Below are 16,096 nucleotides of genomic sequence, written 5' to 3' on the forward strand. Positions count from 1 at the left end.
GCTGGCCGCAGACAACGCAATCAACTAGCGCAACTGCTCAAGGGTGTAAAAATGGGTGTCGTCGACCAGCACTTTTTGCCAGTTCTGGTTGTCGACCAGCTGCGGGATCAGCAGTTGGGTCGGAACGATCATCGAGCCGTTGTCATAGGAGGTGCTGTCGTTGACCACCACGGTCTTACCGCTCAGTTCGGCATCCATCATGTCTGCCGCGGCTTGAGCCAGTACGCGGGTGTCCTTGAAAATCGTCGAGCTCTGCTCGCCACGAATGATGGACTTGATGCTGGAGATTTCCGCATCCTGCCCCGTCACAATCGGCATCGCCGACTTGCCGTTGCCGTAGCCCACGCCGCGCAGGGATGACACCACGCCATTGGCGATCTGGTCGTTCATGGCCAGCACCGCATCCAGGTGGGCAGTGCTGTAAAATGCGCTCAACACGTTGTCCATGCGCGCCTGGGCCAGGGCACCGTCCCAGTTGAGGGTGGCGACCTTATCCATGTCTTGCTGGCCGCTACGCACAACCAGCTTGCCACTGTCGATATACGGCTTGATTTGCGACATCACGCCGGCGTACACCACATGGGCATTGTTGTCGTCGGTGGAGCCGGCAAAAATCTCCAGATTGAACGGGCCCTTGCCCTGCTTCAATTCCAGGGCTTCGACCAGCGACTCACCCTGCAACACCCCAGTGCGGTAATTGTCGAACGTGACGTAGTAATCAAAATCCTTGGAATTGCGGATCAAACGGTCATAGGAAATGACCTTGATCCCCTTCTCCCGCGCCTGTTTGAGCACATCGGCCATCGTGGTGCCGTCAATCGGCGCAACGATCAGGCCCTTGATGCCCTTGACCATCATGTTTTCGATTTGCGACAGCTGAGTCGGGGCTTCGTACTGGGCATATTGCAGGTCAGTGTCATACCCCAGCTTTTTCAGCGAATCGACGATGTTGCTGCCATCGGAAACCCAGCGCGCCTCGGCTTTGGAGGGCATGGCAATGCCGATGGTGCCTTTGTCACTGCTCTCGCTTTTGGAGCAGGCACTGACGGCCAACCCCAGTACCACGGCTGCTGCAAGCTTGATGATGGTGTGCATAACGTCCTCTCTTTCTTGTTGTTGTGTTTCTCAGGGACGCAGCGGCCCTATCGGCTCGAATAAATCGAGCCGAAGGGGCACTTCGCGTACCGGGACTGCGCAGGTTTTACAACGCCAGGTGAACTTCCTGGCCGTTAGCATCGGCGGACTCGAACAGGGCTTCGAGGATCACGTTGATGTCATGCGCCTGTGTGGCAGGCACCGTCGAAGGGCTGCCGGTGCGCAGCGATCGGGTGAAGGCTGCGGCCTCGCGGTCGAAGTACACCGGGTTGCCGATTTCGGCGATTTCCGGGGAGTACACGGTTTTGCGCACTGCCCAGATTTCCGGAAAGCTGTTTTCGTTCCAATGCGTCCAGCCTTGCTGATGGCCGTTCTTGCCATCGTGGTAGAGCTTGTACGAGGCCGGCATCGGCGTGGAATGCATCACCCCGTGGGTGCCGTAGGCGGTAATGTCCCAGCTCTCGGTCCAGGGCATGGGGTCCCAGGACATAAAGTCGATGGTGATCAGCTTGTCGTCGTAGTTGAGTACCGCACCGACCGCATCTTCACGCGCTGACTCGCTCATCTGCCCGGCGAACTTGCTGATCCGCGCATTGACCGAGCGCGGTTTGCCAAAGTGCAGCAGGATGCGGTCGATGGTGTGGCAACCGATCACATAAAAAGCCCCGCCACGGTCACCCGGCTGTTTCATGTGGTTGGTATCGGCCTCATCATGGGAGCAACCAGCGTGGGCACGCACCTGCAACACCTTGCCGATTTCACCGCTTTGCAGCACTTGCTGCATCTTTTCAACCGACGGCGCGTAACGCCAGCAGTAACCAACCTGAAACAGCCCGCCGGTACGCTCGACCGCGTCGACAATGCGCCGGGTGTCCTGAGTGCCACGCCCGGCCGGTTTCTCGCACAGCACCGCCTTGCCAGCCTCAAGGGCGGCAATGGTCCACTCGGCCATCAGGTAGCTTTTGGGGTGTACCAGCACCACATGCACATTGGGGTCGGCGAGGATTGCTTCCATGCTGCGGGCCTGCAGGCCCAGCGCTTCGCAGAACGACGCCAGCAGCGGGCTGTCATCATAGGCCCCGAGAAACTGCACGTCGGCCATGCGCTTGAACGCTTTTACCCGACCCGAGGTGTGCGGGTGAGTGATCCCCAGGCATGCCACGCCAATGGGGGTGCCACTCTCAAGTTGGTAGGACATAACGGTTCTCCTGATGTTCTGGTGTAAATATCCGAATCAATGAGGTGGCCTCAGAGCCTGACTGCACGCCCGGTCTTGACCGACTCTACGGCGGCATCGGCCAACTGCAGCGCCTTGAGCCCGTCCTGTACGGTGGTTGGCATCGGTTTTTTGTGTACCAGTGCATCGATATAAGCATCCAGCTCGGACTTGTAGGCTTGCTGATAACGCTCAAGGAAGAAGTTCAGCAACGGCTCGCGCGCATCGGTCACGTCCTGGCTCCAGCGGCGAATGGTGGTCGCACGCAGGTTATCCATCTGCAGCATGCCGGTTGAGCCAAACACTTCGATACGCTGGTCGTAGCCGTAGACCGCCTGGCGGCAATTGTTGATATGGCACTGCTTGCCGGATGCCGTTTGCATCTGCACCATCGCGGTATCGTAGTCGTCGTATTTCTCCATCAACGCCGGGTCAATCAGACGGCTGGCAATGGCCGTCAGCTCGACCGGTTCTTCGCCCAACAACCAGCGGCCGATATCGAGGTCGTGGATGGTCATGTCACGGAAAATGCCGCCCGAATGCTCTATGTAGTCTTCCGGGGCCAGGCCCGGGTCACGGCTGCTGATGATCACCTGGCGCACTTCACCGATATCGCCGGCGTCAATGGCCGCACGCATCTGGGCAAACGTACTTTCGAAACGACGGTTGAAGGCCAGCATCACACGGCCATTCAGACGCTCCACCTCCTCCACTGCCGCCAGGCTCTTGGCCATGTCCAGGTCGATCGGTTTTTCGCACAATACCGCCTTGCCCTGGCGTACCGCACGCAGCATAAGGTTGATATGGGTGTGGGTCGGGGTGCCAATCACAATGGCGTCGACATCGGCCCGGTCAATGGCCGCTTCACAGTCGGTCATGGCTTGCGTGCCAAGCTCATCGGCCAGGCTGGCAGCGGCATCGGCGAAGGGGTCTGCGACCACGACCAGGGTTGCGAATTTGCTGGCTGCCACGTTGGCTGCGTGAATCTTGCCGATACGACCGGCGCCGAGAACTGCGATACCCACCATAGTTGTCTCTCCTGAAAACGCTATTGTTCGTTGTTGTAGCCAAGGAAAAATCGGTTATTGCCAGTGCATCAAGCCGGGAACTGGATGTTTTCAAACTGCGCCATCGTCGTGTCGAAGGCCCTTTTGGCCGCAACGTCCAACGGCAGCTTGCGCAACTGGGCACTGATCAGTTCCACGCCCCACGGCCCGCGATAACCGACATTGACAACCTGCTGGATAAACGCGGGAACATCCAGATCCCCTTCGCCGCATAACTTGCGATGATGGGTCGAGTCATTGAGCAATGACTCGACAATGGCGTGGCTGGCATCGTCCAGCTCGATGGACTTGATCAGCTCCAGCGGCAACTTGGCGATTTCGTCAAAATTCATGCCGCCGCGCGCTACATGCCAGGTGTCGACGAGCAAGCCACCGTTGGGGCGCACGCCCTCGGTAACGGCCTTGGCGCGATCAATGGTGTTGACGCTGGAGAACGGTAAAAACTCGATCACCACGTTGACGCCACAAGGCCTGGCCCGGTCGCACAGGACGGCGAACGCATCGCGCATGCGCGGTATATCGGGCGGGCCCTCTTCAAACAAACCACCGGCGACCTTCAAGCTGCGCGCGCCCAGTTCGCCAGCAATCTCCAGCAGCTCATCGCGAACCTTGTCCGAGGCCGCACGCAGCGGGCCATCGAGGTGCCAATCGGTCAGAAACTCGACTTCAAGATGCTTGATACCGTTATCCTGGAAGATACTGCGTACCGTGGGCAGCCCCAGTTTGGCGACGTTATGTACCAGGTCGGCGTGCACCAGGCCCATGCCGCGCCAGCCGGTCCGGGCGGCCGCTTCGGCGCGCGACTGCAGGGAAAAAGGGCTGATCTCGCTGGGCGCGCCCGGGTAGGTATCACCCGCGAGGGTCCAATAAGCAGCAAGCAATTCAACAGATTTGTCGGGCATGACGATCACTTTTGTGAGGTGTTTAAAACGAAAGGCCGCTGTCTCAGGCCGGGCTCAGGACAAAGTCCCAGTTGACGGCCAGAAAGGGGACTTGCAGGTCATAACGCCGGGCTGTGGCCTGGTCGGTTTGGCGGGTGAACTCGGCGATCAATTCTTTTTTCACGCCAAATACCGTGTCTTCATGCAAGTACGGGCAATCGGGGGTGAAGATATGGGTGATAACCTGATCGAAGCCCGGCGCCGTGACGATAAAGTGCAAGTGCGCGGCGCGGTGGGGATGACGCCCCAGCTCGCCCAGCAACTGGCCCACCGGGCCATCGGCCGGGATCGGGTAATGCCGTGGCTTGACCGTGCGAAAGGCGTAGAAGCCATCGACGTCAGAGGTGAACAGGCCGCGCAGGTTGTAATCTGGCTGTACGCCTTTTTGCTGCACGTCATAGAAGCCGTCGTCGTTGGTTTGCCAGATATCCAGGGTTGCCCCGGCAATCGGATTGCCTTGGGTATCAAGCACCCGACCGCTGACCAGGGTCGGCTCGCCCTTGCCGTCCAGGCAAATATTGGCGCCGTTCTCATAGCGGGGCGCATCGGCCACATAGAACGGTCCCAGAATGGTGTTCGGGGTCGCCCCCTTGGGGCGTCGGTGGTTGATGGCATCCACCAGCATGGTGGCCCCCAGCACGTCCGACAACAGGATGTATTCCTGGCGCCAGTCCGTGCACATTTGCCCGGTGCGGGTCAGGAACTCGATGGCCCGCAACCATTCGTCGTGGCTGGGTTCGATTTCCTTGATCGCGGCATGCAGGTGCCGGGTCAGCACTGCCATCACCTCACGCAAACGCGGGTTGGCCTGGTCGCTGATCCGGGCATTGACGATGTCGGCCGAGCGTTCTTCTTCGAAGAGCCCGCCTACCGGGATCTGGTTATCCGAGTACACAGTCATGGCGTGATGTCCTTGTTTATTATTGTTGAAGTCGGGTGCAGCACTGGCTGTCAGCTCAGTAGAGGTTGGCGCTGGCTTCGCCCGCACGCCATCTGCGCCCGCTGAGACGCTGCTGCATATGCTGTTCGATCTGCTCCAGGGTCATGCCCTTGGTCTCGGGAAGCCACAGGGTGCAAAAGATGATCGAGCCGATATTGATCAGCGCAAAGAGGAAGAACGTCATGCCGCCCATCTCGCTCAGCAACACAGGGAACAGGAAGGCGACGATGGCGTTGAACACCCAGAACAGACTGACTGCAATCCCGTTCATCAGGCCCCGGACATGGTTGGGGAACAGCTCTGACATCAGTAGCCAGTAGACCGGGCCGATGCACATCTGCATAAAAAACAGAAACACCAGCACCCCGGACAAAGCCATGTAGCTCTGCAGCAGCGAGTGCGGCATGAAGTTGATCACTACGCCGAGGAAGATTTGCGCCAGCACCACCACAATCAGCCCCATGAGCAGCATCGAGCGCCGCCCCATGCGATTGATCAGCCACATGCCAATCAAGGCCGCGATCACCGAGACCACACCATTGCCGATGGTGGCCACCAGGGCTGCGTGGGTGCCCATGCCGGTTTCCTTGAGAATCATCGGGGTGAAATACACAAAGGCATTGACCCCGGTGAACTGCAGGACAAACCCCAAGGCAATACCGATGCCCAGCAGCTTGAGCAGCCACGGCTCCTTCAGTGCGCTCAAGCCAGTGCCTTGGCGTTGTTCCTTGACACATTGCTCGACGATTTCTGTCAGCTCGCTGTTCACCTCGGCCTGCGTATCGCGGATACCTGCGAGGATAGTTCTGGCCTCATCAACCCGGCCTTTACCCACCAGCCAGCGCGGCGATGCAGGTACCAATTTCATGCCGACATACAGCAGCACGGCCGGGATCAGCGAGATGGCCAGCATAAAGCGCCAGGTTAACGGGCTGTCGAACAAGTGCGCCAAACTGGCACTGGCGATATAGGCCAGGCATTGCCCGGAAACGATCATGACCTCGCTCTGACACACCAGCCGCCCGCGATGACGTGGTGCCGCCAGCTCGGCGATCAGCACAGGTACAGTAGAAGACGCACCGCCGACGGCAATGCCGAGGATAAAACGGGTGGCAACCATGGCCCACAGCGTCGGCGCGACGGCGGTGCCCAGCGCTCCCAGTGCAAACAACACCGCCAGCGCCTTGAGCACGCCCAAGCGGCCATAGCGATCGGACAAATGCCCGGCAAACAAGGCGCCAAAGGCCCCGCCAAAAATCAGCGCCGATGCCACCAGCCCCTCAGAGACAGGGTTCAACCCCAAACCGCCCTGGCTGGCATCGAGCGCCATAAATGGCAACGCGCCGGAGATCACGCCGGTGTCATAACCAAATGCCAGCGAGCCCATGGTCGTGATGGCGGCGATGCGCCAAAGAATTTTCGACGACGCACTCGCCGTGGTTGGGTGATTCGACATGAGGTCAACCTTTATTGAATTTATGTGTTCGCTCAGTGGGGGTGAGACTACTGCGATTGAATCGGAAAACAAATGCGCGATCGGCAAATGTGTTTTCCACCTGGTGGAAAACTGAAGATCACGATCACGGGTGGGCACTGTCGAATGCAGTGCCTTGAAAGGGGTCCGGCGCTTATGCAAGTTCGTCTGAACAAACAGCCGTCAGCGCCGCGCAGCGGATAACGGCATTAACGCGTCCAGTAACGCTCATGTTCATGTTTCTTGAAGTCGGCCAACAGGAACTCGATAAACACTCGCAACTTGGCCGGCATATACCGACGACTTTGGAACGCCATGTTAATGGTCAGCCTGGGCAAGTCCCAATCGTCCAGAACCGGAATCAAACGCCCCGCCACCAGATCGGCATTAATGATGTATTTGGGTTGCACCAGAATCCCCCCGCCCGCCAGTGCCGCAGCCCGCACGATTTGCCCATCGTTGGTTTCCATGATGGGCTCGGCTTTGAACGCCACTTCGTCCTTGCCTTGGGTGAAGCGCATGACACGAGGCTGATTGGCGTGGCTATAGATCAACAGGTCGTGGCGGGCCAGGTCGTCAATGGTTTTAGGCGTGCCCATGCGCTGCAGGTAACCGGGCGATGCGGCAAGTACGCGGCGCGTCTCGGCCAGGCGGCGGATGGTGATATTGGAATCGGGCTCGTACTCCTTGGTTCGGATGGCCAGATCAATATCGCTGTCGATGATGTCGAAGTAGCGGTTTTCCCCCAGCACCTTCAGGGTGATGTGCGGGTACATTTTGCGAAAGGCCGGAATCAGCGGTGCAATATGCAACATGCAAAACGAAATCGACGCGGTCACCGTCAGCGTGCCCACTGGCTGTACCAGCGACTCGTTGAGCGATGCCTCGGCCTCCTTCAACTCGCCCAGCAGACTTTTGCAGCTGCCGTAGAACTGATGGCCCAGATTGGTCAGGGCCAGACGTCGGGTGTTGCGGTCGATCAAACGAACATTGAGACGCTGCTCCAGAGCCACCAGATGCCGGCTGGCTGCCGCATTGGACAAACCCAGCAGTTCGGCTGCTTTGGTCAAGGTCCCCACTTCAGCTGTTAATACAAAAAGTTCAAGTTCGGTCAGTCGATCCAAGGCGTACTCCTTTTTTATTCTTTCATATATGAAATAAAGAATTCCATATACGGCCTTTTCTTACATTCTGCGGAACTATAACGTGCGGCGCTATGGCAGAGAAGCCAATCCGCCGCCATTACTTGAGATGGCCAGGCAACTACAGAGCGCACATAGTCTGGGAGTCAACATGCGCAACTTGGACGAAATGACCATCACCCAAGCCGTGCTGGCCAATAACAGCGCTATCGGCGACACCCGTTTGTGCGAAATCATGACCAGCCTGGTGCAAAACCTGCACGCCTTTGCCCGCGATACCAAACTGACAGAAACGGAATGGCAACGCGGCATCGACTTTCTTGCCCAGACCGGTGCAGCCAACACGCCACAGCGCCAGCACTTTGCACTGTTGTCACATGTGCTTGGGCTTTCCACCCTGGTGCTTGCGCAAAATGACCGCAAGCCTGCAGGTTGCACCGAGACGGCGGCGTTCCATGCGCCATCGGCACAACCCGTCCTGCACCTCAATCCAGGCGCTGATCTGAGTGCCGGTGCCGCGCCCCCGAAAGGCTATGTGCGCGGTGCCGTGCTGGATACCAGGGGCAACGCCATCCCCCATGCCACGCTGGAAGTCCAGCCTGGCTGCACCCATGCGACCCGCCACATCGAGCGGGCCCTGCTGCAAGCCGATGAACAGGGGCGCTATCACTTTTGTACCTCCCTGCCGGACAACCCGCGCATTCTTCCTGATGGCCCTGCAGGCCAGTTGCTTGCCGCGTTGAACCGACCGGACAGGCGCCCTGCGCACCTTGAGTTCACCGTGCAGGCTCGCGGTTATCAGCGGCTGACCACCCAGGTGTTTCGCCAGGACGACCCTTGCCTGGATTCGGACCCGTTATTTGGCGTGCGCTCCTCACTTATTACGCAGTGGCAACGCCACCCGGGCGGTATGACCCCTGCAGGCACGTTCAGCAATGAACCGTTTTACACCCTGGCCTTCGATTTCGTTCTGGCGAACGAGTAGGCCGCATCACTGCACTGTTATCTACCCGCCGAGGTCAGCATGAACAGCGATTCAGCCACTACCGCCTTGATTGCGTCATTGGAAAACCAGCGCTATCAGGCGATGCAGCAGGGCGACCTTGACAGCTTCAAGCGCCTGGCCCACCCCGAGTTGGTCTATGTGCACTCCAATGGCGTGCAAGACGATCTCAGCCGTTACCTGCACAAGTGCCATAACGGGCTTTACCACTATCACCGCATCGATCACGCCGTGCATGACGTGCGCGTGTACGGCGATATCGCATTGGCCTTTGGGCACATGTCGGCCGATATCGTGTCCCACGGCGTGGCCAAGAGCCTCAACAACCAAACACTGAGCGTCTGGACCAAAACGGGAGAGCGCTGGCAACTGTTGGCCTATCAGCCCACCCCGGTCGCCCAGCGCCCTGCCCCATCCCCGCCCGCTACCTCTGGAGACCTGCCTTATGTCAACGCCCCCATTCATCTATAACGGCCAGCCGTCACGCGTCATATTTGGCCAGGGTTCACTGCAACAACTGGAGGCGGAAATCGATCGGCTAGGCGCCAGGCGAGCTCTGGTTCTCTGCACGGCGGAACAACATGCCCAGGCCGAACAGGTGGTGAACTTGCTCGGTAGCCGGGCAGCCGGCATCTTCGACAAGGCGGTGATGCACGTTCCTGTCGAAACGGCACAGCAAGCCCGGGAAGTGGCCCGCAAACTGGGAGCCGACTGCGCCGTGGCCATCGGGGGTGGCTCTACAACCGGGCTGGGCAAGGCCATTGCAATGGACTCGGGCCTGCCGATCCTCGCCATACCGACGACCTACGCCGGTTCCGAGATGACGCCCGTTTTCGGCCTTACCGAAAATGGCCTCAAACGCACCGGCAAAGATCCTCGGGTACTGCCAAAAACCGTGATTTACGACCCCCAACTCACGGTCAGCCTGCCTGTCGAGATGTCGATCACCAGCGGCATGAATGCCATCGCCCACGCAGCCGAAGGCCTGTATGCCCAAGATGGCAACCCGGTGATGTCATTGATGGCTGAAGAAGGTATTCGGGCCCTGGCCGAAGGCATGAAGGTCATCCGTCACAACCCGGCCGATCTTAATGCACGGGGGGACTGCCTGTATGGCGCCTGGTTGTGCGGCACGGTTTTGGGCAACGTGGGCATGGCGTTGCATCACAAGCTTTGCCATACCCTGGGCGGCAGCTTCAATCTTCCCCACGCCCAGACCCACACCATCGTGCTACCACACGCCATTGCCTACAACCAGTCGGCGGCACCTGGCCTGTCACGCATCTGCCGGGCATTGAACGTCAAGGATTGCAGCCCTGCGGCGGCCTTGTTTGACCTGTCCAGCTCACTGGGTGCGCCCACCCGGCTCAAGGACCTGGGCCTGAGCGAGGCCGATCTGGACCGTGCCACAGATATTGCCCTGTCCAACCCGTACTGGAACCCGCGCCCGATCGAAGCAAAGGCCATTCGACAACTGCTCCAGGACGCCTACGAAGGTGTGCGCCCCCGATAACCCCGCAGGCAAGCACTTGCCTGCTGCCCTGCAAAAGCCCCCCTGCCCGCTTGGGCAGGGGGGCCTTTGCGTGACAGCTGATGCCGCCTACTTGTCCAGGCTGACCCCGTAGAACGGCGTCAGCCCAAAAGGGCTGATCTTGAAGTCGGTCACTTCCTTGCGCATGGGCTGGAACACCGTCGAGTTGGCAATGGGGGTGATAGGCACCTGTTCCTTGAGGATTTTCTGTGCCTGTTGATACCACTGGATGCGTTGCTCACGGTCGTTGCTGACCTTGGCCTGCTGCACCAGTTTGTCGTACTGCGGGTTACACCATTTGGCGTAATTGCTGCCCTTGACCGCTGCACAACTGTAGAGCACGCCGAGCCAGTTATCCGGGTCGCCGTTGTCGCCCGTCCAGCCGTAAATCATCACATCGTGCTCGCCATTTTTCGCGCGCTTGATGTACTCGCCCCATTCGTAGCTGACAATATTGGCCTTGATCCCTACCTTGGCCCAATCCTGCTGGATGATTTGTGCCGACATGCGCGCATTCGGGTTGGAAGCGCGTTGCACGGTCATCGCCCACAGGTTGATGGTGGTGCCCGGGGCAACCCCGGCTTCTTTTAACAGCGCCCGGGCCTTGACCGGGTCGTAGGGGGCATCCTTGATGGTCGGGTCATACGACCATTGCGCCGGCGGCAAGGCGTTCTGCGCCAATTGCCCGGCGCTCTGGTACACAGCCTTGATGATCGCCGGCTTGTCGATGGCCATGTCCAGGGCCTGGCGCACCTTGAGCTGGTCCAGCGGAGCATGTGTCACGTTGTAGGCCAGAAAGCCCAGGTTGAACCCGGGTTGTTGTAGCACCCGCAGGTTGGGATCCTGCTTCATCACTTCGATATCCGCGGGCCGCGGGTAGCCGCTGACCTGGCACTCCCCGGCCTTGAGTTTCTGCAAGCGCGAGGCCGCGTCCGGGGTAATGGCGAAGACCAGGTTGTCGAGTTTTACATCCTCGGGCTTCCAATACTGTTTGTTGCCGACATAGCGGATCTGCGAGTCCTTCTGATAACGCTTGAACACAAACGGCCCGGTGCCCACCGGTTTCTGGTTGATCTCTTCGGCCTTGCCTTGCTTGAGCAATTGCGCCGCGTATTCGGCCGATTGCACCGAGGCGAAACTCATGGCCAGGTTTTGTACAAATGATGAATCGACGTTGTTGAGGTTGAAACGCACGGTGTGGTCGTCGATTTTGTCGACGCTCTTGATCGTGGTGTTCAGGCCCATATCGGTGAAATAGGGCGACTCGGAGGGGTAAGCCTTGCGAAACGGGCTCTCGGCATCCAGCAGGCGAGTGAAAGTGAACAGCACGTCATCTGCGTTGAAATCCCGGGTCGGGGTGAAGAAATCAGTGGTATGAAACTTGACGCCCTCCCGCAGGTGGAAGGTATAGGCCAGGCCGTCTTTGGAGACATCCCAGCGGGTGGCCAGGCCGGGTTCGACTTCGGTACCACCGCGCTTGAACTGGGTCAGGCGGTTGAACACGGTTTCGGCGGAAGCATCAAAATCGGTGCCGCTGGTGTATTGGCTGGGGTCGAAGCCGGCCGGGCTGGCCTCGGAACAGTAGACCAGCGTGCTGGCGGCATGGGCAATAGGCATAAACGCCAGGAGGCCAGCGGCAAGGAGGAGCGGTTTGAAGGCGATTCTGTCCATGGAGACCCCAAAAATGGCAGGTGTAGAAGCAGCGGCACAAACGCCAGCGGCGCCCGGCGAGAGTACCGCCGTGGCGGCGTATCAGTCGAGTGGCGCGTGCGCCTGCAGGGTTTCCAGGTCACTGCATGAGGCCAACACCTGGAACAAAATCTCGGCAGCCGTATCTTCGGCGTCCATTCGATTGTTCAGTTACCGCTGAACGTGCTTGAGAAGCCATCGATGATGATGCCGATTGCGCCTTCCAGCTAACTGCGAGGATCTCCCCGCTCCTGCATGGACACGATGATTTCAGGTAGTAACTATCTAACTCCACTCACTCACAACCTGCCCCTACATTTTCAGCCAATTTCCAAAAACCTGTGCATCGTAGGAGCGTGAACCGTGACGATTGGATCACCGACAAAAATGCCCTGGGATGCGCCAAGCTGTATCGCGCAGGCACCTATTACGAAGCGGTTAGCTTGATGAAGTACAACCGCGACTATGCCCATGTCTCAGGCCTGTATTTATCCGGAGAGTCGTTTTCCGTCGATGCGGGCTGGACCGAGCCTTGTTTGCGTGGCGCGATCGATGCCGTCATCCACCTGTGCCATACCACGCACGCACAATTCAACGGAGGCTTTACGCTGGCTGACTATCCGGCGTACCAGGCACGCCCCTAAGGTTGGCAATTAAACAGCTTGTCTACGCGCCAACACCTCTCCTCATGTAGTCCATACATACAGGTCGCTCAAAATTTACGCCTACGGACTACAGCCTGAGAGGAATCCGGCGATAGACGCTGGCACGGGTAACTCTTCCTACTAAATGGCCACCATGAGGTGGCCCCATAACAACACAACAAGAAGAGGTGTCAGTCATGAGCGAGTCTGTCGCAGTCAGCCCGGTACGCGTTGCAGTTATCCAGTTTGATCCGCAAGTGGGCACCGATAATTGTCTGTCGAATCTGGACATGAGCCTGGAGCTGGCTGCACAAGCGGCCGAAAACGGAGCGAATCTGATTGTGCTGCCCGAGCTGTCCAACACGGGCTATCTATTTGCCAATCGCCAGGATGCCTTCAACCACGCTGAGAGCATTCCAGATGGCCCCAGCGTTCAGGCATGGACCCGCTTTGCTCAGGAATATGAGGTGTATCTGGTTGCAGGCCTGGTCGAACAGGACGATATGCAGCTGTTTGACACGGCGGTATTACTGGGACCGGACGGCTATATCGGCAAATACCGCAAAGCGCATTTATGGAACCAGGAAAAACTCTGGTTCACCCCCGGGGATATCGGTTTCCCAGTATTTGAAACCCCGATCGGACGCATTGGTCTGCTGATTTGCTGGGATATCTGGTTCCCCGAAGTACCCCGCCTGCTGACTCAGCAAGGCGCCGACATTATTTGCAGCCTGAACAATTGGGTCTGGACGCCACCGCCGCTGTTCGATGCTTCCGGCAAATGCATGGCCACTTATCTGACGATGACCGCAGCACACGTTAACAATGGCTTTATCGCCGCCGCCAATCGGATTGGTCAGGAGCAGGATGCACGCTATCTGGGCTGCTCGCTGATTGCAGGCACCAATGGCTGGCCCATCGGGGAAGTGGCCCCGGCGGACGAGCAGACCATTCTGTATGCCGATATCGACCTGTCTACCGCGCGCAGCGCACCCATCTGGAACAACCTGAACGACCTGTTCCGTGACCGCCGCGTCGATGTATATGACGAGATGCTTGGCTATGGCCATCACTTCCGCTTCCCGCGTTGATCGGGGGCAGTCATGGAACATACATCTGCAAGAGAAGTTTCAGGATCTGCTGCACGTCTGCTGATTATGCTTATTGGCATTGCGCTGATGTTTGGCGCAGTAACCGCCTGGGTGGCCGTGGGGTATTGCGCAACCAGCACCGCTTGCTGGCCCACCTACAGCGACATGATGAACAGCATGCCCTCCCCCTGGGCCTGGTTGCGCTGGGTGCTTGGCGATATCAGCGAAGTAGCGTTTTACAAGCATGAGCTCGCCTCACTGGGCTTGTTACTCGGAGGCGCGCTGGGTTATTGGGCCAGCCGCTACGCCCAATCCTGGCAAGGGTTTAGCATCAGCTATGGCTCGGGATTATGGCCGTGGTTAGTGACCAGCTCACTGTTGGGGTTGCTACTGAGCAATGCCCTGTGGGGCTGGACCCTGACCGCTGACACCTGGCAACCCACCTTCGCCGCTTTCGTGTCATTACCCGCAGCCATGGTGCTGTTCTTTGGTGCCGGCTGGAAAGTCACCCTCAATGGCGCAATTCTGGGTGCGCTGCTGGTCACGCCGTCCTGCCTGCTGATCGTGAACTTCGTGTGCGTGCCCCTGGGCTTGCCGGCAGTGATTGGCAATGTGCTAGGCATGGCACTGGGCAGTGTGGCGGCCTTTGTGTTGTGTCAGCGATTTCCCGCGCTGGTGACACCCAAGCATGAGCAAAAACCAGAAAATCTACCCATAACTCCTGAGAAAAAGCCGAACTACGGCGCGATCTGGACATTACGTCGCGTACTGGCGGACTTTTCCGAAGCGCCCTTTTATGGCAATGAGTGGGCCAGCCTGGGCATGCTGGCGGGTGTGCTATTGGCTTACGCCTTGAGCCCGTTAAGCCCTGCCTATGGCTCTGGGCTGCTGTTGCCTATGCTCGCTGCGCAAGCGTTGACCTCATTGGTGGGCGTCATTGTCTGGCGCCGGCAATGGCAGAAACGTGGTTGGTATCCCACGTATGTGCCACTGGTTTCAGTCGTGCCTGCGGCGGTATTGACTTATGGCGGTGGTTTTACGGTGATGATCGCCAGCGCACTGCTCGGTGCCCTGATCGCACCGCCACTGGCCTGTGCCATTGCGCAGCAATTACCCAAGTACCTGCATCCCTATATCGGCAATGTGCTGTCGATGGCAATCAGTACCTTGGTGATCTTGCCTGTGATCGGTTTTATGATTGCTGAATAGCTTTAAAACCTGTCGAAATCTCGGAAGGCCTCGGTTTTTTGGGGCCTGCCCCTCACTCAAAGTCAAAGCACATACATTTGAATCAACGTACAGAGATCCCAACTGTACCTTTAGCAGCGCTCACCATCAGCGCAGGCATTCCTTCAACGCTCATCTGGCGGTGCAGGGTAATCAACAAACTTTCGTCGAGATCACTCGGTAATACTGCCCCTCCAGCCCATCGATGCGCTGAAGCCTGTCCTGATCGTCGAGAATCGAGCCGTTCGGGGAGCTTCTAGCCTAAGGGCGATTCAGTTTGGGGGATTTGATCTGGCCGCTCATTTTATCTGCGTAAAATAGCATCAATAGTATGATAATATTCTCGCTATTGAGTATTAATCTGAGGGTTGAATTATGGGAACTGTGCGTAAAACCATTACGGTGACTGATCAACAGGATGGCTGGATCAAAGCGCAGATTGAAGCTGGGCACTACACCAATGACAGCGAGTACATTCGTGATCTGATCCGTCGTGAGCAGGAGCGCAGCGCTGAGGTTGATGCCATTCGTGCCGCGCTGCGCGAAGGTGAGGCCAGCGGGCAACCTCGTGCTTTCGACCCTGATGCGTTCAAAAAGAGAATGCTGACTGCACATGGCTGAGTATCGACTGACTCCTGCGGCTGAGTCAGATCTTGAAGGGATCTGGCGTTACACCGCGCAGGAATGGAACGTGGCTCAGGCTCATCATTACATCGACATGCTGACAACTGCTTTTGCCGAACTGGCGGAGCAGCCTAAAACAGCTCCGGCCTGTGATCACATTCGACTAGGCTATCGCCGTCGTCGTGTTGAGCAGCACATGGTCTACTTCCGCATTACAGCTTATGGGATTGCCATTATTCGTGTTCTACACGACCGGATGGATTCGCTGCGGCATCTGTAAGTCTTCCGATCACTCCCCCATACCCTTGGCATGCTGCCATGCGTGATCAGTATTTGGTCACAGTTGCCGGTTATTTCGATAATTCGTTGAGCATATGGGGAGGCACTGCGTCAACATTTGTAGCGGTGGTGG

The 16,096-nt window shown here is 58.2% G+C and carries 15 protein-coding genes and 1 pseudogene; 8 read left to right on the forward strand and 8 right to left on the reverse strand.

All coding sequences use genetic code 11. From position 1 onward, the window contains the following. Positions 1-24: 24 nt before the first annotated feature. The 7 genes from chvE to BLU25_RS05040 all read right to left on the reverse strand — a co-directional run bounded on the left by chvE (position 25) and on the right by BLU25_RS05040 (position 7,857). Positions 25-1,095: a multiple monosaccharide ABC transporter substrate-binding protein gene (gene chvE / locus BLU25_RS05010; RefSeq protein WP_016781288.1), complete on the reverse strand. Its 1,071-nt coding sequence runs from the start codon at positions 1,093-1,095 to the stop codon at positions 25-27. A 106-nt stretch (positions 1,096-1,201) separates the two neighbouring features. Next, positions 1,202-2,293, reverse strand: a complete 1,092-nt coding sequence (locus BLU25_RS05015; protein WP_016781289.1) for a Gfo/Idh/MocA family protein — start codon at positions 2,291-2,293, stop codon at positions 1,202-1,204. A 50-nt stretch (positions 2,294-2,343) separates the two neighbouring features. Further along, on the reverse strand, positions 2,344-3,339 hold the full coding sequence (gene iolG, locus BLU25_RS05020; protein ID WP_016781290.1) for an inositol 2-dehydrogenase: 996 nt from the start codon (positions 3,337-3,339) through the stop codon (positions 2,344-2,346). Between the two features lie 68 nt (positions 3,340-3,407). After that, complete coding sequence (locus BLU25_RS05025) at positions 3,408-4,280, reverse strand: sugar phosphate isomerase/epimerase family protein (protein ID WP_016781291.1); 873 nt, start codon at positions 4,278-4,280, stop codon at positions 3,408-3,410. Positions 4,281-4,323: 43 nt separating this feature from the next. Further along, entirely contained in the window at positions 4,324-5,220 is an 897-nt protein-coding gene (locus BLU25_RS05030; RefSeq protein WP_016781292.1) for an intradiol ring-cleavage dioxygenase, read from the reverse strand. A 55-nt stretch (positions 5,221-5,275) separates the two neighbouring features. Then, positions 5,276-6,715, reverse strand: a complete 1,440-nt coding sequence (locus BLU25_RS05035; protein WP_016781293.1) for a sugar porter family MFS transporter — start codon at positions 6,713-6,715, stop codon at positions 5,276-5,278. Positions 6,716-6,942: 227 nt separating this feature from the next. Further along, the gene (locus BLU25_RS05040) at positions 6,943-7,857 is read right to left on the reverse strand and encodes a LysR family transcriptional regulator (protein WP_016781294.1); all 915 of its coding nucleotides are present in this window, start codon (positions 7,855-7,857) and stop codon (positions 6,943-6,945) included. Positions 7,858-8,026: 169 nt separating this feature from the next. On the opposite strand from BLU25_RS05040, the gene BLU25_RS05045 reads away from it, so the two are divergent. Genes BLU25_RS05045 through BLU25_RS05055 form a run of 3 tightly spaced genes read left to right on the forward strand, consistent with a single transcriptional unit; the run spans position 8,027 to position 10,391 of the window. Further along, positions 8,027-8,860 carry a dioxygenase gene (locus BLU25_RS05045; protein WP_016781295.1) on the forward strand — a complete coding sequence of 278 codons (834 nt, stop codon included), beginning with the start codon at positions 8,027-8,029 and terminating at the stop codon, positions 8,858-8,860. Between the two features lie 39 nt (positions 8,861-8,899). Beyond that, positions 8,900-9,349 (forward strand): nuclear transport factor 2 family protein, encoded by a 450-nt coding sequence (locus BLU25_RS05050; RefSeq protein ID WP_016781296.1) that lies wholly within the window; start codon positions 8,900-8,902, stop codon positions 9,347-9,349. Continuing rightward, complete coding sequence (locus tag BLU25_RS05055) at positions 9,324-10,391, forward strand: maleylacetate reductase (RefSeq protein WP_016781297.1); 1,068 nt, start codon at positions 9,324-9,326, stop codon at positions 10,389-10,391. Before BLU25_RS05050 ends, BLU25_RS05055 begins: the two co-directional genes overlap by 26 nt. Positions 10,392-10,478: 87 nt before the next feature. Here the strand turns inward: BLU25_RS05055 and BLU25_RS05060 are convergent, their stop codons facing one another. Then, a complete protein-coding gene (locus tag BLU25_RS05060) occupies positions 10,479-12,080 on the reverse strand; it encodes an ABC transporter substrate-binding protein (protein ID WP_016781298.1) in 1,602 nt (533 codons plus the stop codon). A 389-nt stretch (positions 12,081-12,469) separates the two neighbouring features. On the opposite strand from BLU25_RS05060, the pseudogene BLU25_RS05065 reads away from it, so the two are divergent. The 5 genes and pseudogenes from BLU25_RS05065 to BLU25_RS05085 all read left to right on the forward strand — a co-directional run. Further along, positions 12,470-12,742 (forward strand): annotated as a pseudogene (locus tag BLU25_RS05065) (amine oxidase); the annotation flags it as partial. Between the two features lie 197 nt (positions 12,743-12,939). Continuing rightward, a complete protein-coding gene (locus BLU25_RS05070) occupies positions 12,940-13,833 on the forward strand; it encodes a nitrilase family protein (RefSeq protein WP_016781301.1) in 894 nt (297 codons plus the stop codon). A gap of 66 nt (positions 13,834-13,899) precedes the next feature. Further along, on the forward strand, positions 13,900-15,042 hold the full coding sequence (locus BLU25_RS05075; protein ID WP_016781302.1) for a hypothetical protein: 1,143 nt from the start codon (positions 13,900-13,902) through the stop codon (positions 15,040-15,042). Positions 15,043-15,435: 393 nt separating this feature from the next. Further along, on the forward strand, positions 15,436-15,681 hold the full coding sequence (locus tag BLU25_RS05080) for a type II toxin-antitoxin system ParD family antitoxin (protein WP_016781303.1): 246 nt from the start codon (positions 15,436-15,438) through the stop codon (positions 15,679-15,681). Further along, complete coding sequence (locus BLU25_RS05085; protein WP_016781304.1) at positions 15,674-15,964, forward strand: type II toxin-antitoxin system RelE/ParE family toxin; 291 nt, start codon at positions 15,674-15,676, stop codon at positions 15,962-15,964. Before BLU25_RS05080 ends, BLU25_RS05085 begins: the two co-directional genes overlap by 8 nt. Positions 15,965-16,096 lie beyond the last annotated feature (132 nt).

This window comes from Pseudomonas fragi (genome assembly GCF_900105835.1).
In the GTDB taxonomy this organism is placed as follows: domain Bacteria; phylum Pseudomonadota; class Gammaproteobacteria; order Pseudomonadales; family Pseudomonadaceae; genus Aquipseudomonas; species Aquipseudomonas fragi.